The following is a 20,303-nucleotide window of genomic DNA, read 5'->3' on the forward strand; positions in this document are numbered from 1 at the left end:
TATGTTAAGAATATGGATTTTAACTGGAATTGTTTTAATTGTTTACATAATAACTATTATCGTCATTTTAATTAAAAATTATTCTAATTATTCTGAATACTGTGGTGTTTTAAATTCAAAGGAGTATCCGCTAAAAAGATTACTGCCTTTTGGGCTGTTTATATTGGATAAATTCAGCTATTCCTTTAATTCGGCCTATGACAGAAGGACTATTGTAAAGATTAGTGAAATATATGGACAGGAATATTCAGCATTTTATATACGAATATTTCATGCAAAGAAAATTGTACTTATGGCTTTAATTATTCCCGGTGAATTACTTGTGGGGATTTTATCTAATTACCAGGCTGTATTTAATATTTACATAACGTTTTTATTCGGGATAATGATAATTCTGGATGATACCAGGCTAACCAGCCAGGTTAAAAAACGTCGTCTGGAAATACAGTTAGAGTTTCCTGATTTTATAAATAAACTTACATTGTTACTTAATGCAGGACTGACAATGTCAAAGGCCTGGGAAAAAATTTCTTTGGACAGCAAAAAGAAGTGTGCTTTCTATAAAGAAGTGGAAAAAACAGTATCTCAGCTCAAAACAGGGGTAAGTGAATCAGAGGCATTCGGAGAATTTGCAAAAAGATTAAAAACACCTGAAATATCAAGAGTTATGTCAACAATTATTCAAAACACAAAAAAAGGAGGGAGCGAACTTGTAATGACGTTAAAGCTTCAGTCTAATGAAAGCTGGGAAATTCGAAAAAATGCAGTAAGGAGACTTGGAGAAGAAGCCTCTACAAAGCTTCTGTTTCCAATGATGATTATGTTTTTTGCAATAATTATCATTGTAGTTACACCTGCATTAATATCTATGCAGGGAATATCAAATTTTTAGAAAATCAATTTTAACGGTATAAACGGATAAGGAGGATTAAAATGATTGCAGCATTAAAAAGATTTATAAGAGAAGAAGATGGCATGGTTATACTACAAAATATTTAATTGTCTTAGTTATTATTATTATACAAAAATTATTTTTGACTTATTTATTAACATAGTTATTATATATAGAAAAATAAAGACAATAAGTATTAATGTACATATAATCATTTATAAAAAAATTTATTATAAGCACGATTTGAAATGTCTGGATTAGAGTATTCTTAATTTATTATCAGGGTATATTGAAAGTTACAAAACTTAATAATCAAATACTGATGTAGTCTTATTTAATAAAACTAATGAAGGAAATGGATAATTAATTGATCTTTCCTGGGGGGAATGTTATGAAAACTAAAACGATTATGGGAGTTGACTTTGGAGTCGCAAATATCATGTATATAGCCTTTAATAATAATTATTATCACTACTCATTTGTATCTGCACCAGTAATAAAAAAAGGAAGGAAACTAATAAAAACCGGAGAAAATCCTTATGAAATACTTGATAGGTACAATTATAATATAGCTCTAAAAGTTTTATATATTGCAATAAAACATCAAGTGCGAACCATCCATATGGAAGACTTAACAGGTACAAGCTTTACTAATAACATGTTCTATTATGAACTACAGAGAGGTATACAAACATTAGCTCAGGACAAAAATATTAAGGTAAGGTACGTTAATAGACATATGACAAGTCAAAAGTGTTCTTTGTGTGGTTATATTGATAAAAGAAATAGAATAAATCGAAAAACTTTTATTTGCTTAAAATGTGGGAATACAATGAATGCAGATTATAATGCTGCAAAAAATATTGCAAATCCGAATATTCAGTCAATTAAAACTTCGAGTCCTCTATAGACAAAAAAATGTTCAAATATATTACCAGATAATTATACATTGTATACCTATAAAATTTTATGAGTTCTTCGTTTTATTGCTGATAGGTCCTAATATTAGGTGATTTTAGTATAAATAAATACTAGTACTTAATTAAAACTAAGATATGATTAAATAATCTTACATAAAATAAAAAGGCAGAAGAGTTTAACATTACAAAATAAACAGCTTATAAAAACGCTATAAGCGATATGTTTTAGTATAAAACGGTACTACGATATATGGCTATTTTTTATGTTCATGCAGTCGGATAACAATATTCAATAAAGTATGATATAATATAAATATTTGGATGAAAGTGTTAATTGTGGCTATAATGTGCAGTTAATAATTTAGGAAGGAAGGACTATTTTGTGATTAATATAGATGCTTTACTCTCAAATTTGGTAAATGAAACAAGAGTTCATGGGGCTATTGCTATTCTGGGTGCAGGAATTTCTTTTGAAGCTGGTCTTCCTTTATATAATCAACTTGCTCCATTAATATGGCAAGTTGTAGATGAATTTCCTGATATTAAGGACAAGTATAAATGCGACCGAACTCTACCTGCAAAATTAATTATTGGTGATGAAACGGAAAACCTAAAAAACACGTTTAACTTTATTGAAATTAATCCGCAAGCAGCGTTACGATTTAAAGAGCTATTTAAAATACTGAATGATAATCACCACAGTAAACCTTCTATATCACACCAATATCTATGCCAATTAATCCATGCGGGATACTTTAAAATTGTTGTCTCTTTCAATTGGGATGATTTATTAGAAATGGCTTGGAAACGTCTGTATGGTACGCACATTAATGACAACAGGTATAACTTGTTAAAACCTCATGGTGACGTATGCAACCTTAATACAAAATGGATATTTCCGAATAGTCCTGGTGAATTGAATGGATCATATAAGGAACTAATCCATTTGGCAGTTACAAATTCTCCATCTACCCTTATTATTGTAGGTTATTCTGAATCTGACTCAAATATTGTTGACCAACTTATTGAACCAAATGAAACAAAAAATAAAGTGTTTCGAATATCTCCATCAGCAACCGATTCTATTCCATTAAGAGCGTCCGAAGCTCTTAATTCTATTGTTAATAAATTATTGCCAAAAGAGACTAATCCGTGGACCCGTTTGGATTTCTCAAATCAAGTTGGTTTAGAGCACGCTATAATGGGTTACCGTCTTCAGTCATCTGATGTATTAGCTTGTCCTAGACTTCCTCAATTCAGTGAGGCTAAATGTAAACTGGAGCAAGCGCATAGTGTCATTATTGAAAGTGATCCTGGTTGCGGGAAATCTATAACAGCGTATCAACTTGCATATGATTTTTTAATTTCAGGATGGGAAGCAGTCAAATTTGATAACACAAAACTCATTTCTTGCTCTGATGTAAAGCTGGACAACGATGGGTATAAAACAGTATATATTATTGATGACGCACAGCAGTTAGATAGAAATATAATTAATAAACTTTTAGGATATGCAAACAGTACCCAAAAAGTGATTATCGCACAAACACATACATTCGAGTTTCCATTTGAAAGCGTGACAATTTCAAAAGAGCAATCAGTCAAAGCAATCTATGATTTTTATTTGAAGAATAAAAGCACAGTGATTTCAATAGTTGCGCAGTCCAATGAAAACATTGGCCGGAAAATCGGTGACTTTTATATGGATACACCTTTTGAATACGTTTTGAACTTAGCCTCACAAGAGCAAACTCCATGGCTGTTTAATTATTCTATTAGAGGCGGATGGGAAAATACAAAAACTCAGTATAGTATAGCAAAGGAACACAAGTGTTCAGATCTTCTCTTAACTTTAATAGCATTTAAACAAATTATTTCATTGGATAAACGAGTAGAAAAAAATTGGTTGATTGAATCTGCCCAAAAATGGGAGTATAGCTCTGAGTGGTGTAATGATTGTTTGACTTTTATATTTCAGAAAAAAATGATTTTATCCTTAGATGAAATCCGTACTATGCATTTGCAAGCAGCTATACGTGTTATAGTCTGTTTTGTCATAAATCATTCCATTGAAGAATGTCAACTCCTATATGAACTTATTAAAAGCGAAATGCTAAATAAAAGAACACCGCTACAGGGAGTTCTTTGGTTTTTCAATTTACTATTCGCTTTTGAAACAGGAGATCAAATCCGTTACCATATTCTTAAAAGTGAATATTGCTATTTATTGCTTGATAGATGTATTAAACAAACTGGTTCATCTTCAATTTTATATGCAGCCTATGTAATAGATAATGTAATACATAGAGACGGACATATAAAATACAGAGAAATCTATGAAAAGTATGGAGATATTTTAAAAATTTGGATGGAACAAGTGGATAATGATACTGCTTACCCTTTATCACTAATTTTAAATAATATGATAAACGAAGATGTAAATTGGAAAATTAAATGGGTTGAGTCTATAAATACCACTTCAATTCTTAGAAAACTAAAAGATATAAACACTAAATATCTTTATGATTGGGCACAGTTTATTAACCGTTTTTCAGTTTTACAAAATAGAGGGTGGAAAAATAAATTTTATTCAGAATTACCAAAACAAGAAATAGAATCATCACTTTCGAAAACCGATTATAACCATATAGGTGGAATGCTAAAAATGATATATACTTTATTGCAATTTGATAAGGTATATGGTCACAAAAAATTTATGGATAACCTAGCAATTATAAATCAGGCTTTAACATATAATTTTTCAGAGACATTAAGTAACCTCGGATTAGATTTCTTAATCTATATTTGCGGTGAAAATCTTTTCGATATTGGCCACCCAGATAAATTGCAAAAACAGTCGGCAAAAGCTTTTATTAATTGTATTACACCTCAAATGATTACCGATTGCTTAATAACAGGAACTCCTAGAGACTACGAACGATTATATAGATTTATTTATGAAATACATCGTTATGATCCTGAAAAAATGAAAAGCGCTATCTACGCTATTGACTTTAAAATATTAGATAAACAAACTATAGATTTGTGGAAAGTACAGCCGAGGGAGTTTATTATGCTCATTAATATGCTTTCGATTTATAGGTTAAAGGAAGTGGATAGTTGGATTTTTTCTCATTGCAAAGATATGGACTTTTTGCGACCGGTTTTGGTAGCATCTTCACCAAAATCAGTTGAACAATTTTTAAGTGAAGAAAAGGATGTCCTCCTTGTCGAAGATAGAGAAAATCGATGGGATTCATGTGCTTTTGCAGTTAAAAAAATAAAAGCATATAATAAAGGTATATGCAAGGAAGTATTACATAAAAATGGAGACCGTATCAAAAAAAGCATACTAGAGTTGACCCCACTTGATTGGGAAGATTACTTTAAATTTTTCGACCAACTTATCAAAGCTGATTCATCGTTTGTAAAATCTTTATTTGAGGAAATAAGTTTAGTAAATTTGATGAAAAGTTGGACAGATAAAATCAATTCTCCACGATACCCAGCTAATAAACAGAAAAAAGCTTTGCATGGATTTCAAAGATTACTTTTAATAATAGAGAAGTTTACTGATGATGCAGAGTTAAAGGAGATTATTATATGCATCAAATCCATGGTTATGATATAACAATTTCTAAAGCAAATAAGTTGGAGAGTTATATAATGAAGACTATTATTAAAATTTTTATGTATGGGAAACAGGCGCCAAGGAGGTATATATGCTAGAGCTAAATGATTTGATTATTAAAATTAATACTGAAACGTCAATACTTTTTTTAGGACAAGAGTATGAAAAAGGTTTGTATGTTGCAGAATTAAAAAAATTGCTGCCAGATAGTATAATTAAAAAAATATTTGTGAATGAGGAATTTTTATTATACTCAAATTTAATTGACTCAATTATTGACTATTGTGAAGAAGAACCCCACCAACAAGAGGTAGTTCTTGATTGTATGATAAGGGCAGAAGAAACGATTGCTGACAATAGATTTACTTTGTTAAGTTCAATGGGGTGGTGTGGGGTTGTTACATCATTAATGAACCAATTGCCTGGTTTTTCTGATTTACGATTGGTTCTATCTAGATTGGATATTAAGAATGATTATTTTTCTCGGAAAAAGCCATATATAACTTACTTGTTTGGTAAAGCTGGAAGTGATAAAGTTAGTATTCCCATAACATATGAAAATAAAATGGCCGCTCTTGCTAGAAAAAATGAGTTTTGGAGTAAAATAACTACTCGTTTAAAAATGAGTGGGGTACTAGTTATAGATGGATGGAATCCACAAAACGATTGGATAACTGATGATGATTTAAATACGTTTATAACTTTTCCAGAGAATAGTATATATTTTTTTAGCGTAACTGAATATATAAAAAGTCTCAAATCAATAAAAAAGCTTGTATCAAAAAAAATCGTTAACTTGTATGATGAAAACTTATATGACGTATTATGTAAATCTGGTTATGAGACTTTCGGTTCTTTGCAGTCTGACGATAATACAGAAGTTAGCGGAGTAGAAATAACAATTGATTCTGTTAATGATAAAATGGATAGCTCAATTCAATATTTAAGTTATCAAACTATTAATCAATTAGATGCTTCTGTAAATATATTGGATAATACGATTTTAGATAATCCAGATTATATAAATAGAGAAGAGTATTTTATGAGGTTTTTATCAACAGAGAATGGTGTGCCACTTTGGGGCGGATATGCATCAGGATTTTATTTTAGGAGAGACATAGATGATGAATTGTTTGAAAAAGTTGAAAAGCAACTAAGAAATACTGATCCAGCTAAAAGCCACGTTGTGTTATTGGAGGGAAGTAATTCTTCTGGAAAAACGACGACTTTAGGTAATTTGGCATATCGTATTCGTATAAAGAAAAAGTACCCAGTTGTTTATATTACTTCAAGGATGAAGGAAGAAGAACAATATGAGGATTTAGAACGATTAATAAAAAACCATATCAATGCTAAAATGGGAGCACGTAAGACCGTAATTATTTGGGATAAAAATACCTATGCAAAAGATGATGTATATGAAAATATGCGAAAAAATTTAGAAGAATGCAATGTTGTAATTGTAGGAAGTAGATATATTGTTAATGATAAGTCCGTAGAATCAAATGATAATTTTGAAACAGTTTCCTTAGATGATTATTTACATGAGGCAACAGAATTAATTGCTCTTCGTCAATCGTTAAAAACAATTTCGACCAGATGTGCAGATAACTTTGAGCAGATTGTGAAAAAAATCAAGTGCGTTTCAGATCAAGCAAGAGAACCTGAATATATGTATAAATTCAACTCCTATAGTAATAAAGGTAATTGGTTTTTGTTGATATTTTACAGATTGTTTGAGGAATTACATGATATCCAAAAAAGATCAGTTCGAAATGAGGCAAGTTTGGCTCAGGAAAGTTTTGTAAAGCTTTTAAAAGATTATTCCCTTAAAAAATTTAATGAAGGTACATTTTCTAAAATGTATGAGATATTAGGATTTAATAGACCTGATAATACGGGATACTATACGGAGAAGGTTTCTGAAATCTTTAATATGATAGCGGTGGCTGGAAAGTATGGATTGGAACTTCCAGCTATGGTGGTATATAGAGCCTATAAAAGTTTAGTTGGTGATTGGCAGAATTTTATTCAGAATATTGAGCGTAATAGTGTTATAGATATCAATTTGCATGAAGACGGTATAATGATGATCTATTTTCGGAGAGCATTAGAAGCATCATTATTTTTGGAACAGCAAGCGGCTAGTTATGAAGAACTTTTAGAATTAGAAGTAAATAGTTTACTTTTGGTAATCCGTAATACAAACTTTTATGATATGGATGGTGTAGATAGTGAGGCACTGCAAATTGTAAATTTAATAAGAAGATTTGGACCCAATGGGCCTGAGCCTACTAGATATAAAAAGTATTTTTATAAAATTGCAGAGGTAATTAATGAGGTAAATAGTGAAGTAAATGACGAGGCAATATTAGTAGCTAGTCACATGGTAAGAGAAGCATTTTGTGGGGATCCTAGGGATAATAGTGAAAACGTAATATTATTAAATGCAAGAACTAGGCTTCGTAAAGCAATTAATAAATATGGTAATAAAACTAAGTCGCAACAATTGGTAAGATTGAAGGTTGAAATATCTGCGAATTTATTAAAAAGCATTCCTAATGAGGGTTGTATTACTGAAATTGAACGCGAAATTTTCAATGAATTGGAGATGCATCTTGAATCAGTAATGGAAATTAATATTACAAGATTTTCAGTAGGCGTGTTTCTGGATGCTTTGTTAAGAGTGTATGATATTGAAAACAATAATAGAATAAAAGCTAAAATTTTAAGCCGTATGTTACAAATAGTTGATACTGTAAACGATAGTCAGTTTACTATATTTGGAGATAATATCCATAATAAAATATTAACTGTACTATCATATGCTCAAAAATATAGTGAGATTGAGGAAGAAAATAAGAAATTACTAGAAGAAGGCTCAGATGTTGGAATATATAGGCAAGTTATGAAGATATTAAAAGACTATTCTCCTATAACTACTCCAAATGAGGATGAAAAGATACGTATTTTAGCAGCAATAAAAATTCTAGAAGAGAACTTTCAAATTGTAAGAAATAAACCAAGATCACTTTATTTATATATTAGACTATTATGGATAGAATTTACAGGATTTCCACCTTTTACGGAAAAGCAATTTATAGCTTTAGATAATGAAAGATGGAGGAAACTTAGTAATTTATGTGAACTTTACATTGGTAATGAGGAGTCTCAAAAGAAACCATTTCCATACTTTATATTAGAGATGTATAATTTTAATAATGGCAGTATAAAGCCTTTTAAAGAAGTCACTGAGATAACACGTGAGTTTAGAAATCATTATTCTGCATATGTTACATATGCCATAATGTGCGATGAATATGGAAATCCTATAAAAGAAAATATAGAATTAAAAAGAAGTACAAACAGAAGATCTGAATATTCTGCAGTTTTTAATAATATAAAGTATCAAGGAATTGAGGCATATTTTAAGGATTCTAACTTTAAAGAGATAATTGATATAAGTGATGGTAGAAAGATAAAATCAGCATTAATTGGTTTCAATCTATATGGTCTTGTTGTATATGGTGAAAATGACTTGTATAGTCAGATAGGAGGGAGGAAATAATGGATACTCCTATCTATTCAGATGATCAATTTATTGATAAAGATGACGCTTTACAAAAATATATTATAAAGTTACTATCTGAATCTACTATAAAAGATATTAATAGTAGATTAACCTTTGTCAATCACGGAATATATATTTTTTCACAATACAGAGAAAAAAGATATATAATTAATGGTTTTGCAGAAGATCTTTTTTGGACAATGACAAGTAGGCTTTATGTGTTACTACATGACTGTGGTACTAGAGTTATAAAGTGTATTTTACAGGTAATCCATAATGATGGAAAACAGATATTAAAACCGTTCTTAGTGACTTCTGATACAGATATCGTACTCTTTGATAGGGCTAATAAATTCATTGATGATATAAAGATATTGAGGAATTCAGAACAGCATTGTATGAAGTTAGATAGTATAGTAGATGAGGCAAATGAACGTAAGTGTAAAATAATATTAAAGAAAATATGTGGAAATGAGATCCCAAAAACTCAAAATGAATGGGGAAAATGTATTCATTGGATTTTGGATAACTGTAATAATATGTATGTCCTGCTAAATGAACGATTGTTGTTTGCAGAAAAAAATGCAACCGAGTCACAAAAACAATATCTATTGGGAGGATATTATAGTTGTTTAGAAGAATACTACGAAGGTAATCAAGTTATGTTTAATGTTATTTGTGAAATTTTTCGTACAAGGCATAAGCCTTTCAACAAAATTTATATACAAGCGATAGTTAGTAGAGATACCCACCAAATCATAAATAAGTTTATGGAATTGATCAAATCTTCGCCTTTGAGAGTAGATCCTTATAAAGTTGTTTTGCAAGCGGCGGATTTTTACATAAAAATATAGGTAAATATTCAGCACTGCTATTTTATTAAAAATTTAGCTGTAATTTAAAGATTATTATTCAAATACAGTATAGAATATTTAGACTCTAGTCCTTATTTATAAATATTAAAAATTATAACATTATTAGAAAACATACGAAATAGAGGTGATCTTATATTAGATATTTTAAATATTTTTCCAGATATTCAGATGAAAGAAAAATTTATGATACTATTAAAGCCTCAATTTAATGAGCATAGATATATTATTCAAAAATGGGTCGATGGAATTAGTGATAGAGACAATAAAATAGTCAAATAATTTCAAATTACATTTCACTCGAGTTTTGGGAATTTTTTTATTGGCTCTATTTAAAGAGTTTGGATTTGAATTAGATCAGACACATGCTAGACCTGTTTTTATTATTAAAAAACCAGAAGAATATACATTGAAGCTGTTGTATCAAATATCAAGGCAGATTGGAGTCCCAGAAGAAACGAGGGGCTTGTTAACTTGGTCGTATGAACTTAGTGCCACTACATAAGGCTTATCATTATTAATCCAATCACATTTAACATAATTCTGAACATATTTATTTCTCTTTGATAAAATGGCATTAGCTTGACGAATTATAGCTTCATCCAAAACTTTATAATAATCGGTCTGTTCCTACGGTGGTATAAACATGGACATAAATCTAACTATGGAAGAGAGTACATCTATCCGATGATGGCTTTATTATACGGAAAGTATTTTTGACCGGAAAAGAAAAATATGAAGTAAGAGATTCAATTAAAAAGGTTGGGAGAGATGAAGATATTCCTATCGGAATTTTTAATAATCCTGAATACACAATATTTCGGCTATTTTATATACAAGCACAGTTTCTGTTGGGAAAATAACTTCTTTAAATGTATCAAACGGTGGAAGCTCGCTTAATAATGTATACAGCCTATACAGAGATTATGAAGGTAAAATGTGCCATATAAATTGAATATTGTTTGTTCACAATCACCAGAATATTTATCTGATGGAATTTCCATCTTTCATAAACCAAATGCAAAAAATATTCTTCCATTAGCTATTTGCTATTTCATATATTACACAATACTATGGAGATGTAGCTGGAATAGTAACGTTGTCAAACTCACCTACACTGGTTGTTAGGACGAATTTTCCAAAGGTTTTGTATGAGGTTTTATAAAATAGTTGTAAAATTTATGCCTTCGAATTATATATAATGTACTTATCGTTTTGTATTATTAAAATAAAGTTGTAAAATTTCACATGAAATACTCGCTACTTTAACACCTAAATTGATAAAAATGTTGTGAAATTTGACTATTAACTTGTGATTAAGGAGAAGTGTATGGAAACAAAAAACCCACTCCAACAAATTCTATTGGAACTTTAAGGATTCCAAATCAATTAACTTGACAAATATATTATACTTTCCACTTGACAAGTAAATACTTAATATATATACTGTAATTGAGGTGACAAATTATGGGAAATAGCTTTAGGAAAAAATTGATGGATAACGTTATAACTTCTGCAGAAGCAGCGGAAATGTTAGAAGTTACTAAACAGGCGGTTAACTTGTACGTTAAAGAGGGAAAGATTGAAAGTTTAAGAAATACTCCAAATGGTACTTTGTTTTTTAAACCTGATATCGAAGCATTTAAAGAAAGGATTAAAAAGCCTGCAGGAGTTAAAAAATATAAAAGTGACTCAGGCATTACAGTTAAAAGTTTGAAGTTTTTTGATGAAAATATCGGTAAACTATCTGAAATAGCGGCTGTATTCATATTCTTCAATGACTTCGATGCGATTTTAGATGGATTCTTTGATGTGGAAGAAGAGTTTGAATTAAATGGCTTGAAAAGAGTTGTGAACCCAACATGTGTAATTAGAGATATAAATGGGGATGAGATTTGGTTGGCCGGTGTGACATGTGGTTATGGTGGTGAAGGCCCTAGGGGTACAAAGACTATCTTTAGAAGCCTTGGTGTCGGTGAAGATATTATTGAAAAAGTAAGTTATCATCATGTTATAAAACTGTTTAGGGATGGTAGTGATTGGGAAGTTGTTTGTCATGGTTCAAGGTTAAACAATGTAGTGTCTTATTTTGAACCTAGTGCTGAAATATATTATTTCGCTAACAGGCTTGTCCTCGTTGAGACTGGGTTTAAAAGGTGGGATGAAAACCCAATCGTACTACTTGATAAATATGGTTCCTTTATTCCTGATCCTAAAGAAATTAATATTTTTGAAACTGATAAACAAGCTATAGAATATGGCTATTTTATTAATGAGATCGTAACTGCTAGAAGAACAGCTTATAAAATGATTATTACAGATCAGAGCGGAAGACAGCTTTGGCTTAATACACATATAGACGGTAAAGTATCTATTGGAAAGCAGGAAAAAGTTATTAATGCCATTAAATATCTTGGGTTTGATGACATAAAGGAAGATGGACTTCCTGATAAAATAAAAGCCTGGTTGAAAAAAGACATTTTGAAAATACCACCTCAACCATTATCCCTAATTAAATAGATGACTACTAGGGAACTTGAAGATGTTAAGCATGAATATAGGCTTCAAGTTTTAACTTTTGATAAATGTGAATGGGATTGGGTATATGCAAAAGACTTCATTCCTGCCACTTAAAGTTCTAATACATTATTATAGTTCTACAACTTTAATATTAATTTTAGAACTTTTTTTATGAATCAACATTGTACGAAGGTTTTAATTTACTAATAAAGGAATACGTAAGACACTACAATAAGCTGGTAATGAAAGAATTTTATGATTACCAGTTTTCAGATGGTACAACAAAAAAATTAAAGATATTGATTTTTTGAATAATTGTTGTGTATTTATAATAAGTAAGAATAAAAATATTGATAAGGATGAAGATAGTGTCTTGATATATAATTACTAAAAACCTAATGTAATGCCAGATGAGATGTTGCATAATGAGGCAATAAGAATGGACTGCAAAAAGAGGCTATAATCTCAGAACTTATCGGGTCTATATTGCACGCAATTATACTCAATATAAACACATAAGTAATTTTATTAAAAATATTTTAAAGCTATAGAGCAAAAAGACTGAAAGAATATGATTTCTAGTAATAGAACATGAGCTTCCAATTATGTTTATGACGTGTTGTAAAAATAGCTTTACATTAGGCTATAATTAACAGTTCAACCAAGGTGTTAAATGGAATCATTTGAAAACAGTTAGTTAATATGATTGTATAAGAATCATATGCTGATCAGCAAAAAAGATTGTAGGACTATATAGATGGAAATACAACGGGGAAAATTATCATCTCTAGAAGTCAGAGGATTACTACTAGACACCCTTTCATACGAAGAAAACGATATTGATTCTGGAGGAAGAACATTTAAAATGTATGGGGATCAAGGAACACAAGGCAATCTGTACAATTTAGCTGAAAAATTGGCTATAAAACTAGGTATGATACCACATGCAATTGATGTTTCTTTAGTAGCATGGGGAGCATAAGGATATACGCTACATGCAGGAAGTACTACTAATTTTAGTATAGATGATATTAATAAAATATTCGAACGTTCCATCTACTTTTAAATCAAGGTATTATTGCTCCGGGAGCAGTTGGAAGTTATGCTTATTATAATGAGTAAGAGTACTGAGCTTTAGGTAACGCTAATGATAGGCAGTTCAAGTAACTGAATGCTTTGGCAATTAGTATAATGTTAACACTAATCACAAAGCGTAGGATGGTTTCAGGAAATATGTCGACATTATAAACAGACTTTGCGTAGGGAGAGTATGAAAGGTAACATATATGATGAAATATAAGAATAAAGATTTAAGGGCTATAGCGCGATTGCTTTCGGGGTATGGGAGTATTGATTTACCTAAGAGTATAAAAATCAATGAAACAGATTTATATGAATGTTGCTATGATATGAAGTTCAATACATTAATCCTAGATGAAAATGATTATGGGGTGGATGTATTCGCCAACTTCTTAAATCAGTTGGCTGATGAAGATAAATTTGTTTTATTTCTCGATTATTATTTTAATAGATATATTGATAATCGAGCCCTTGATTTAACAGCGGCTGGATATAATATATTTCAATTAAAGGATAACATCCTATTAGCACTTAATAAGCTGTGGAGCATGTCTAATCAGGAATTCGGGATAGATAACAGCAAGATTTCTCTGAAGTCTGTAGATTTTAAAGAGTATGACAAGATGGGAGAAGGTGGATTTTGCACGGTATATCAGTGCCCCACTGATATATCAAGAGTATTTAAAGTACTAAATACTGTTGAAAAGGCAGACTCTGGTTCAGTACACAGGTTTAAAAGAGAATTCGAGATTATGAGAGAACAAAATAATAGCGGTTATACGCTAAAAGTATTCGATTACAATCAGAATGCTCTTCTTTACTCAATGGAAAGGGCAAACATCTCATTGGATGATTTTATTAAAAAAGAAGCATTGTCGGATAAAGAAAAAGATGAAATTGTTATTAGATGTGGTGAATGCATGAGATATCTGCATAACAAAGGCATTATACATCGGGATTTCCACCCAGGCAACATATTACGGGCACATTCTGGACTATGGATGGTTTCAGATTTCGGCTTGGCCAAAGAAATCTCAAAAAAGTATTCACATCAGACAACAACCACACATGCGCTTGGAAGAGCATGGTTCACAGATCCTACTCAGTTGTTTGCATTAATAGATGGAACATATAAAACGGACATGTTTTCGTTGGCGAGGACAATCGATTACATAATGAATGCAAATATGACAGGAATGCCACATAAATATTCTTCAGTAGTGTATAAAGCCACAGCACCCGATTCAAATAAAAGATATGAAGATATTAACAAAATGCATGAGGATTTAACAGTTATCTGCGGTAGACCGGAATATGAATCTCCTGAGGAAATAGTACAGAAATTACTTGTGCAGTATGGAAGGGATCAACAGCTGGACGTAGTTCAACTTATTGGTATTTTAGATAAAGATACAGAAGGAACACTAATGTGGAACATAATAGTTGAGTTCGGAAATGAAATCTGCTCACCGTTTATTAAGATAATTGATATTTCTTTCGAAGTTGCTTTGCGTGAAATACGAAAAGTGTCAAGCACAATGAAAGGGAGCTACCAAAATTGGGATGATTACGATGTTGTAGCGTACTGGGCCATTAGCATATTAAAAAATAGAAAAAACAAAAATGATGAAATAAATGTTGAAGCAGCTAGGATAATTGAATATGTGGCATCAAATGTCGGAAGATTTAAGATTAAAACTGAATCCAACAATCTTAAAAACAATTCAGCGATTGATGGTCATATACGCACACAATTAACATATCACGATGGATATTAATCTGTATTTGTATATTCACAATTATTAACAGTGGACATATTATTTGTTTTTTGTAATCTCTATAAAAAATAAGTTATTGATACTACTTACGTAAGCGATGGAACAAATCCCGTAGTGTAAAAATCCTTCCAGGCTGATATTCTTAAAGAATAAATATTGGTTAGGAGGAATTTCTTTATATGAAATGCAGTGGAAAATAACTATTTGAAATATTTAAGAAATTTTTATTTGCCACTGGTGTAGAGATCCATAATTGATTTATCTGCGAGGGTTTAAATCCCTTTGGGAATTAACAATATCACGGCTTTTTAGCGACAAAAATATGATAATGTGGTAATATGTAGAAAAGACAACTATAAATGTAGGTGATGATTGTGGAAGATAATCGTAGGGAATTTTCTGATAATGAAAAAATGCTGCTATATAATGAAATTAATGGTAGATGTCCGATTTGCGGTGGGGTATTAGTTTACACAAAAAACGGTAAGATAAATAAATCTTTTGAAATTGCACATATATATCCGGCTAATCCAAGACCAGAAGAGAAAGAACTTTTAAAAGATGAGGAAAGATTAAGCGACGACGTAAATGATTTAAAGAATGTTATCGCTGTTTGTAGAATATGTCATAAAAAGTTTGATACGCCAAGAACAGTTGAAGAGTATAGAACATGGGTTCGCCTAAAAAAGAAGCTTATTCAAGAAGCTGAACTGAAGAACACTTACTCGATGTTTCATGTAGAAACTGAAATACGAAAAGTATTAGAGGGTCTGAATGATGCAGATATAGATGAAGAACTTGTTCCATTAAGTTATGAATCTCTTAAAATCGACCAAAAGTCCAACGATACGTTACCATACGTAATTAAAAGATCAATCAAAAGAGATGTTGTCGATTATTTTGATTATATTCATCGTTTATTCATAGATATTGATCAAATCACGCCATATAAGTTTGATACATTAGCTTCTCAAATTAAAGGATTCTATTATAAATGTATGCAGATTAACCCTAGCCAAGAAAATGTTTATACAGCACTTGTTGACTGGCTAAATGAAAAAACCAACAATTATTCAAGAAGAGCTTGTGAAATAGTAATCGCTTATTTCATACAAGATTGTGAGGTGTTCTCATGATACTTCCAAATAAATTAATAAAATTTCAAGATAGCATTCTTGCAAAAACGGTTTTTATCCTTGATGAAGTTAGCCAAAATAGTAAAAGTGTCAGTGAGTTGTATTGTCTGGTTAAAGAGCATTTTGATGATATAAATCAATACATATTAACTTTAGATGTGCTTTTTACCCTTGAAAAAATAAACTACAATGAAGAAATGCAGGTGATGGAATATGTTGAAAAAGATTTACTGTGAGAAATTTCTACAAAAAGAAGTTGAGTTTCATAGTGGATTAAATGCAGTAGTAGGCGATGATGTTGCATCAAACTCAATTGGCAAGTCTACTATGTTAATGATTATCGACTTTGTATTCGGCGGAGAAGACTATATAAAGAAAAATCATGATACGGTTGATCAACTTGGTCACCACGAATTTCGGTTTATTTTCGAATTTTTAGGTAAAGAGTATTTTTTTATTAGAAGCACTAGCGAATATAAATCCGTTTCCACATGCAATGAAAAATTTGAAATTATTAATACTGATAAAGTAGAAAAATTTACAGCTTGGTTGCAAGAGCAATTTATGTGTCAGCTAGAAGATTTATCATTTCGGAATATTGTTGGTAGATATTTTAGAATATATGGTAAAGAGAATCTTAATGAAAGAAAGCCGATACAATATTTTGAAAAAGAATCAGCAGCCATGTCTATATCAGCCTTGCTAAAATTATTCGACAAGTATAAGGCATTAAAGGTTTTTGAAGTGCAAATAGAAGCATTAAAAAGTGAGAAAACCACGTTAGTAGATGCTGCAAAAAAGGATTTAATACCTCATGTAGTTACAAAAACTTTATTTGGAAAGAATGAAAAGAAAATTATTGAACTTACTCAGCAGCTAGAATTGCTTAAAAAGGATATTGTAACAGCTTCTACAGATATTGAAGCCCTTGTATCCAAGGAGATACTAAAACTTAGAAGGGAAAAAAGTGCCCTTGTAACTAAGAAAAACGGATTGGAGAGTAGACTGATTAGGACACAGACCAATCTTAAGAATAGAAATGTTAATATACAGATCGAATTAAATCAATTTGTACATTATTTCCCGAATTTTAATATCGAACGTGTTCGAGAAGTTGATGGGTTTCATAAAACGATAACTCAAATATTAAAAAGTGAGCTTCAGGCTGCTGAAAAAGATTTAAAAACTGAAATGGCGGAAATAGAAAAGCAAATACTTTCAATCGATAAAGAAATTGAAGAAAAACTTTCTATAAAAAATGCTCCTAAATTTGCAGTAGATAAAGTGGTGGAGTTGGTCGCGGAAATCAAGCAATTAAATGATGAAAATGGCTATTATAAAAAGAAGAAGAGTATTGAAGAAAATATAACATCTGCGGTGGATAATTTAGATATTCTAAAAGAAAAAGTTTTGGATGAGATATGTAATCAAATAAATGTAAAGATGTATGAATTGAATAAAGAGATATATACAGACGGACGGAGGCCGCCGACATTAAATATTCATGGTAACAAGTACACATTTAATACTTATGGAGATACTGGTACAGGCACAGCATTTGCTAATCTCATATCATTTGATTTAGCATTATTAGAATTAACCTGTTTACCCGCCGTAGCACACGATCTTCCATTGCTGAAAAATATTGAAAACCTTGCTTTGGAAAATATAATTGAGCTATACAGTATAAAAGACAAACAGATTTTTATAGCCATAGATAAGCTTAATTCATATAGTAAAACAGCCGCTGATACCATAGAAAAATATAAAGTGTTAAAACTGTCAAAGGATAAAGTTTTATTTATAAAGAATTGGAAAAAGGCTGAGTAAAGAAAAACTAAGAATGGCGAATACAACAAAGAAATGCTCACTTGCGACTTATGAACAAAAGTGAGCATTTCTTTGTTGCCGTCTTGTCACAAGCAAATGAAAAGTACACAGGAAATGTCCAGATGTTGGATGGTGGAACGAATAACGCACATTATCTGGCAAAGAATAACAATGTAGCTACTATGTCAAATTATTGGTAACCATATTTACACAAAATTTTAAACGCACCCCCTTTTACTTCGGACTACTAAAATTTATTATAATATTTAAAATAGAAGATATAACGACAAATTATTTTTTTGTTCCTTGCAATGGGTCTAGAATTAATGTTGTCCTTCCACCAATTGCTTTAAAATGGTTCGATTGTTACCATAAGAAAGTTCCCGAAAAAGCCTATAGATATCGAAAAGCTCATAGAACTTGGCTCATTAACTACAGAAGCAACAACACTTTAAAGTTCTTTGTCAGAGCAAAGTATAACATATTTGTTTCGGGAGGAATCTTTCTAACTTTACTTGATGATATCGTTCTTAAATAAAAAAAAGCCTTATAAGATGTTTATAAAAGAAAGCAAACACACTACTTTTAAGCTTCTTTTTATTTTTTTCCTAATAACCAAAGTACACTTACTCCTAGTGCATCTGCTATAGCCATCAATTCTATATCAGTAACTGGTCTAGTTTGAGCCTCGATCTTTGAAATAGATGTTTTTTCTAAATCAACACCCCTAACAGCCAATCGGGCTAATAAGTCAATCTGAGTAATTTTGGGTTTGGATTTCATTCTCGCAAGCTTTACTCTTTTACCTATTAAGTTGCGATTATTCTTAATATTTTCATTCATAATAATCCTCTATGAAAGGGAATGCAACCATATATAGGAAGAGTATAATTTATAAAATTGGTTATAATTTGCTTAATAAGCAAATTAAAAAAATATTGACTTATTTCGAAGTTCTATAATAAAAAAAGGATGAAGTTGAATGACTATTTCCAAAAATATTGTAACTGCTTCAGTTAAGATAAAAGGATCTAGGGCTATTTTATGGCATAGATTTGGCCCAGAAGTATTGTCTCTAGAAAAAAAAGAAAAATGCGGTGTAGCTGGTAACAACCCAGATGAATGGAAAAGTACAGTATTAAAGACTGAGGAAAATCAACTTTTTGTTGAACCTAGTTATATATTTGCTTGTATCAGGGATGGAGCAAAATATACCCGAAAAGGAAGGGGGACACTGCAAACATCAATATCTGCGACACTGCAGGTCTTAGAGGAAAGGATTCTATTTGATAGATATTTACCTGAGATCCTGACAACTGATCAGAATAATTTAGTATATTTGGATGTAAGGAGTGTTAGAAACCCAGTAACAAAAGCTCGGAATATAAGATATCGGGTTTGCTCTTCTCCGGGGTGGTCAGCTATATTCAAGATTGCTTGGGATAAAACAGTTATTAGTAAAAATGAAATGAATGCAGTATTAATAGATGCAGGTATGTTTTCCGGTTTAGGAGATGCAAGGAACATTGGGTTCGGAAGATTTGAAGTGGAGGAGTTTATGGTGACAGAAAATGCCTAAGAAAAGATTACCGAAAGAAGTATGGATGGAAGTTAGGAGAGTGGTATGGCAGCGAGATCTATATAAATGTGTTCACTGCTGTGTTGCTGTTAGTTTTAATGACTGCAATATCGATCATATAATAAGTGGAAAATTAGGGACTAACAGGCTTGATAATTTAAGAACCTTATGTAAGAGATGTCATATTCTTAGATTAGATTATAGGCATAGAGGTATGATTGCTAAAGGATTAAAAGATGGTATTATACCACCAAACTGGCGTGAACTGGTCTGGGATGGATAATTAATAATTTGGAACGGTGAGGTAATGCGAGTTGGGGCGGGCTTTGGTATGGAAGGGTAGGGCAGGGTATATTATTCATAAAAAGAATCAGACAAGCAAATACCTTGAATTTTATAATCAAATAATATAATATTAATTTACGTGGATATAATATTTGATATTTAAATACATAGCCATTGCGCCGATAATGAAGGATATTTTTTAATTTCTT

At 31.0% G+C, this 20,303-nt stretch carries 15 protein-coding genes and 1 pseudogene; 15 read left to right on the forward strand and 1 reads right to left on the reverse strand.

Translation table 11 applies throughout. From position 1 onward, the window contains the following. Window position 1 precedes the first annotated feature (1 nt). The 13 genes and pseudogenes from CLO1100_RS07255 to CLO1100_RS21005 all read left to right on the forward strand — a co-directional run. On the forward strand, window positions 2–892 hold the full coding sequence (locus CLO1100_RS07255; protein WP_014313114.1) for a type II secretion system F family protein: 891 nt from the start codon (window positions 2–4) through the stop codon (window positions 890–892). A gap of 391 nt (window positions 893–1,283) precedes the next feature. Further along, window positions 1,284–1,802 carry a zinc ribbon domain-containing protein gene (locus tag CLO1100_RS19970; protein ID WP_050814137.1) on the forward strand — a complete coding sequence of 173 codons (519 nt, stop codon included), beginning with the start codon at window positions 1,284–1,286 and terminating at the stop codon, window positions 1,800–1,802. Window positions 1,803–2,194: 392 nt separating this feature from the next. Then, on the forward strand, window positions 2,195–5,443 hold the full coding sequence (locus CLO1100_RS07265; protein ID WP_014313116.1) for a hypothetical protein: 3,249 nt from the start codon (window positions 2,195–2,197) through the stop codon (window positions 5,441–5,443). A gap of 91 nt (window positions 5,444–5,534) precedes the next feature. Further along, window positions 5,535–9,011, forward strand: a complete 3,477-nt coding sequence (locus CLO1100_RS07270; protein WP_014313118.1) for a hypothetical protein — start codon at window positions 5,535–5,537, stop codon at window positions 9,009–9,011. Beyond that, window positions 9,011–9,868, forward strand: coding sequence for a hypothetical protein (locus CLO1100_RS07275; RefSeq protein ID WP_014313119.1), 858 nt, complete (start codon window positions 9,011–9,013; stop codon window positions 9,866–9,868). Before CLO1100_RS07270 ends, CLO1100_RS07275 begins: the two co-directional genes overlap by 1 nt. 1,485 nt (window positions 9,869–11,353) lie before the next feature. After that, complete coding sequence (locus CLO1100_RS07285) at window positions 11,354–12,406, forward strand: helix-turn-helix domain-containing protein (RefSeq protein ID WP_014313120.1); 1,053 nt, start codon at window positions 11,354–11,356, stop codon at window positions 12,404–12,406. A gap of 757 nt (window positions 12,407–13,163) precedes the next feature. Then, window positions 13,164–13,388, forward strand: a complete 225-nt coding sequence (locus tag CLO1100_RS07290; protein ID WP_014313121.1) for a hypothetical protein — start codon at window positions 13,164–13,166, stop codon at window positions 13,386–13,388. A 304-nt stretch (window positions 13,389–13,692) separates the two neighbouring features. Next, window positions 13,693–15,264: a protein kinase gene (locus CLO1100_RS07295; RefSeq protein ID WP_014313122.1), complete on the forward strand. Its 1,572-nt coding sequence runs from the start codon at window positions 13,693–13,695 to the stop codon at window positions 15,262–15,264. A 368-nt stretch (window positions 15,265–15,632) separates the two neighbouring features. Next, window positions 15,633–16,400 carry an ABC-three component system protein gene (locus CLO1100_RS07300; protein WP_242836696.1) on the forward strand — a complete coding sequence of 256 codons (768 nt, stop codon included), beginning with the start codon at window positions 15,633–15,635 and terminating at the stop codon, window positions 16,398–16,400. Further along, the gene (locus CLO1100_RS07305) at window positions 16,397–16,636 is read left to right on the forward strand and encodes an ABC-three component system middle component 7 (RefSeq protein ID WP_014313124.1); all 240 of its coding nucleotides are present in this window, start codon (window positions 16,397–16,399) and stop codon (window positions 16,634–16,636) included. Before CLO1100_RS07300 ends, CLO1100_RS07305 begins: the two co-directional genes overlap by 4 nt. Beyond that, on the forward strand, window positions 16,614–18,230 hold the full coding sequence (locus CLO1100_RS07310; RefSeq protein ID WP_014313125.1) for a DUF2326 domain-containing protein: 1,617 nt from the start codon (window positions 16,614–16,616) through the stop codon (window positions 18,228–18,230). Before CLO1100_RS07305 ends, CLO1100_RS07310 begins: the two co-directional genes overlap by 23 nt. Before the next feature lie 41 nt (window positions 18,231–18,271). After that, window positions 18,272–18,430, forward strand: coding sequence for a hypothetical protein (locus CLO1100_RS20750; protein WP_187288915.1), 159 nt, complete (start codon window positions 18,272–18,274; stop codon window positions 18,428–18,430). A gap of 110 nt (window positions 18,431–18,540) precedes the next feature. Next, window positions 18,541–18,729: pseudogene (locus tag CLO1100_RS21005) on the forward strand (CpaF family protein); the annotation flags it as partial. A gap of 98 nt (window positions 18,730–18,827) precedes the next feature. Here the strand turns inward: CLO1100_RS21005 and CLO1100_RS07315 are convergent. Next, entirely contained in the window at window positions 18,828–19,073 is a 246-nt protein-coding gene (locus CLO1100_RS07315) for a transcriptional regulator (protein WP_014313126.1), read from the reverse strand. A gap of 139 nt (window positions 19,074–19,212) precedes the next feature. On the opposite strand from CLO1100_RS07315, the gene CLO1100_RS07320 reads away from it, so the two are divergent. Together CLO1100_RS07320 and CLO1100_RS07325 are read left to right on the forward strand one after the other, a co-directional pair. After that, window positions 19,213–19,809, forward strand: a complete 597-nt coding sequence (locus CLO1100_RS07320) for a hypothetical protein (RefSeq protein WP_014313127.1) — start codon at window positions 19,213–19,215, stop codon at window positions 19,807–19,809. Between the two features lie 40 nt (window positions 19,810–19,849). After that, on the forward strand, window positions 19,850–20,092 hold the full coding sequence (locus CLO1100_RS07325; RefSeq protein ID WP_242836698.1) for an HNH endonuclease: 243 nt from the start codon (window positions 19,850–19,852) through the stop codon (window positions 20,090–20,092). The last annotated feature ends 211 nt before the right edge of the window (window positions 20,093–20,303 follow it).

Origin of the sequence: Clostridium sp. BNL1100 (assembly GCF_000244875.1) — a bacterium.
In the GTDB taxonomy this organism is placed as follows: domain Bacteria; phylum Bacillota; class Clostridia; order Acetivibrionales; family DSM-1351; genus Ruminiclostridium.

What these genes read in the sequence shown, in the direction of transcription:
- CLO1100_RS07300 (WP_242836696.1), top strand. Translation starts at nt 15,633, where the DNA reads ATGATTGTGGAAGATAATCGTAGGGAATTTTCTGATAATGAAAAAATG.
- CLO1100_RS07315 (WP_014313126.1), bottom strand. Translation starts at nt 19,073, where the DNA reads ATGAATGAAAATATTAAGAATAATCGCAACTTAATAGGTAAAAGAGTA.
- CLO1100_RS07270 (WP_014313118.1), top strand. Translation starts at nt 5,535, where the DNA reads ATGCTAGAGCTAAATGATTTGATTATTAAAATTAATACTGAAACGTCA.
- CLO1100_RS07285 (WP_014313120.1), top strand. Translation starts at nt 11,354, where the DNA reads ATGGGAAATAGCTTTAGGAAAAAATTGATGGATAACGTTATAACTTCT.
- CLO1100_RS07305 (WP_014313124.1), top strand. Translation starts at nt 16,397, where the DNA reads ATGATACTTCCAAATAAATTAATAAAATTTCAAGATAGCATTCTTGCA.
- CLO1100_RS07295 (WP_014313122.1), top strand. Translation starts at nt 13,693, where the DNA reads ATGATGAAATATAAGAATAAAGATTTAAGGGCTATAGCGCGATTGCTT.
- CLO1100_RS07290 (WP_014313121.1), top strand. Translation starts at nt 13,164, where the DNA reads ATGGAAATACAACGGGGAAAATTATCATCTCTAGAAGTCAGAGGATTA.
- CLO1100_RS07320 (WP_014313127.1), top strand. Translation starts at nt 19,213, where the DNA reads ATGACTATTTCCAAAAATATTGTAACTGCTTCAGTTAAGATAAAAGGA.
- CLO1100_RS19970 (WP_050814137.1), top strand. Translation starts at nt 1,284, where the DNA reads ATGAAAACTAAAACGATTATGGGAGTTGACTTTGGAGTCGCAAATATC.
- CLO1100_RS07275 (WP_014313119.1), top strand. Translation starts at nt 9,011, where the DNA reads ATGGATACTCCTATCTATTCAGATGATCAATTTATTGATAAAGATGAC.
- CLO1100_RS07255 (WP_014313114.1), top strand. Translation starts at nt 2, where the DNA reads ATGTTAAGAATATGGATTTTAACTGGAATTGTTTTAATTGTTTACATA.
- CLO1100_RS07310 (WP_014313125.1), top strand. Translation starts at nt 16,614, where the DNA reads ATGTTGAAAAAGATTTACTGTGAGAAATTTCTACAAAAAGAAGTTGAG.